General features: G+C 70.0%; 2 protein-coding genes. Both read left to right on the top strand.

Translation table 11 applies throughout. The features are described from left to right. Positions 1-1,132: ATP-binding protein (locus AC1DZ6_RS23875; RefSeq protein ID WP_477099591.1), on the top strand; the 1,132-nt coding region annotated here is incomplete at its 5' end. 132 nt (positions 1,133-1,264) lie between these two features. Then, positions 1,265-2,210: histidine kinase dimerization/phospho-acceptor domain-containing protein (locus AC1DZ6_RS23870; protein WP_477099590.1), on the top strand; the 946-nt coding region annotated here is incomplete at its 3' end.

The raw sequence follows: 2,210 nt of genomic DNA, 5'->3' as shown, positions 1-2,210 counted from the left end.
GAGCGAGTTCCTGGCCAATATGAGCCACGAGATCCGCACGCCGCTCAACGGGGTGATCGGCATGGCCGAGGTGCTGAGCCGCAGCACCCTCACCCCGCGCCAGCGCGAGATGATGTCGGTGATCCTCGGCTCGGGCCGCACCCTGAACCTGCTGCTCAGCGATATCCTCGACCTGTCGAAGATCGAGGCCGGCGCGCTGGAGCTGGTCGAGGAGCCGATGAACCTGCGCGAGGCGGTGACCGCCGCGGCGGCGGTGTTCGAGGCGGTGGCCCGCGACAAGGACCTCGGCTTCCAGCTGAGCTTCGCCGACGGTTTCCGCGACCAGGTGGTAGGCGACGCCCTGCGCATCCGCCAGATCGTCGCCAACCTGACCAGCAACGCCGTCAAGTTCACCAGCGCCGGCGGCGTGCACGTCCACGCCTCGACCACCTCCGCACCCGGCGGCGGCGTGGCCCTGAGCGTCTCGGTTCAGGACAGCGGCGAGGGCTTCGACCCAGCCAGCAGCGACCAATTGTTCGAACGCTTCCAGCAGGCCGACGGCTCGGTGACCCGCCAGGCCGGCGGCTCGGGCCTGGGCCTGCCGATCGCCCGGCGCCTGGCGCGACTGATGGACGGCGACATCGCCTGCGCGGCGCGGCCCGGACACGGGGCCACCTTCACCTTCCAGGCGATCCTGGGCGCATGCGAAGGCGATGCGAGCTGCCCTTGCAAGGCGAAGCCGGAACCGACCGCGGACCAGCCGCAGATCGCGCGTCGCCTGCGGATCCTGCTGGCCGAGGATCATCCGACCAATCAGCAGGTCGTCGATCTGATGCTGGGCGACGCCGCGGACCTGACCATCGCCCCCGACGGCCAGGCGGCCCTGACCGCCTTCGCCGCCCAGCCGTTCGACCTGATCCTGATGGACACCCAGATGCCGGTGATGGACGGCCTGGCCGCCACCGCCGCCATCCGGGCCCGCGAGCGCGAACAGGGCCTGGCGCGCACCCCGATCATCTCCCTGACCGCCAACGCCATGCCCCACCAGGTCCAGGCCTGCCTGGCGGCCGGCGCCGACCTGCACCTGGCCAAGCCGATCACCATCCACGGACTGTTTGGGGCGATCAACGAGGCGCTTGAGTTGGAGGCTTAGGCGCGCGCGCCGACCTCGCCCGGATCGGCTTTGACCTTCGGACCGGCCACCTGATGCGACTATCTCGCAAATTCATTTGACCTGCCGTCCCAGCCATGACTGAACACGTTCGTTCAACTGGGGAGGGAACGCGTGGCCAACGGCTCGACATGGCTGGACGACGGCATGGACACCGTCACCGTGACCTCTCTGCCGACCCTGGGCCTTCGCCTGGTCGCGTCCGCCTTCTGCGTGGTGCTGTCGGGCTTCTGCCTGGGCTGGGGGATCACCCTGGCCTGGACGGCGGCCCTGGTCGTCGCCGAGGTCTCCACCTGGATCACCGCCAGCCCGCAGCGCCGGGGCCAGCGCCCGACGGCGCGCCAGCGGCTGCTCTACTTCCTGGCCGTGGTGTGGACGAACCTGGTCTGGTGGGCCTTCGTGCTAATGCTGTGGTTCCCGGGCACGCCCGGCCTGCGCATGGCCGCGATCTGCTTGCTGGCCGCCCAACTGGCCCACGCCCAGGCCTTCGCCGCCCGCTCCAAGGTGATGCTGGCCATGATCGGCGGCGGACCGGCCGTCCTGCTGATCGTGCTCTGCGGCTTTTTCTCCGGCTTCAGGGGTCAGGAGCAGATCTTCGTGGCCCTCGGAGCGGTGATGTCGGCCGTCTACAGCCTGCGCGCCGGCCTGGCCAACCGCCGGCAGGCGGCTGCGCTTGAGGCGTTGCGCGCCGAGGCCGTCGCCGCCAACCAGGCCAAGACCTCGTTCCTGGCCCTGATGAGCCATGAGCTGCGCACGCCGATGACCGGCGTGTTGGGCATGGCCCGCGCCCTGGAGATGGAGCAGCTGTCGCCCCGCCAGACCCAGCAGGTGCGGATCCTGCGGCGCTCCGGCGAGGGGCTGCTGACCCTGCTCAACGACATCCTCGACGTCTCCAAGATCGAGGCCGGCAAGCTGGACCTGGAAAGCGTGCCGTTCGACCTGGCCGCCAAGGTCGAACACATCCGCGAGCACTGGAGCCAGGCGGCCGAGGCCAAGGGCCTGGTCCTGACCTGCACGGTCAAGCCGCCGGGTCCGACCTGGCTGCTGGGCGATCCGACCC

Source organism: Caulobacter sp. P1_B12_2, assembly GCF_056406675.1.
The sequence above is the reverse complement of the archived record's forward strand: the minus strand, read 5'-3'. Positions and strand labels throughout refer to the sequence as shown.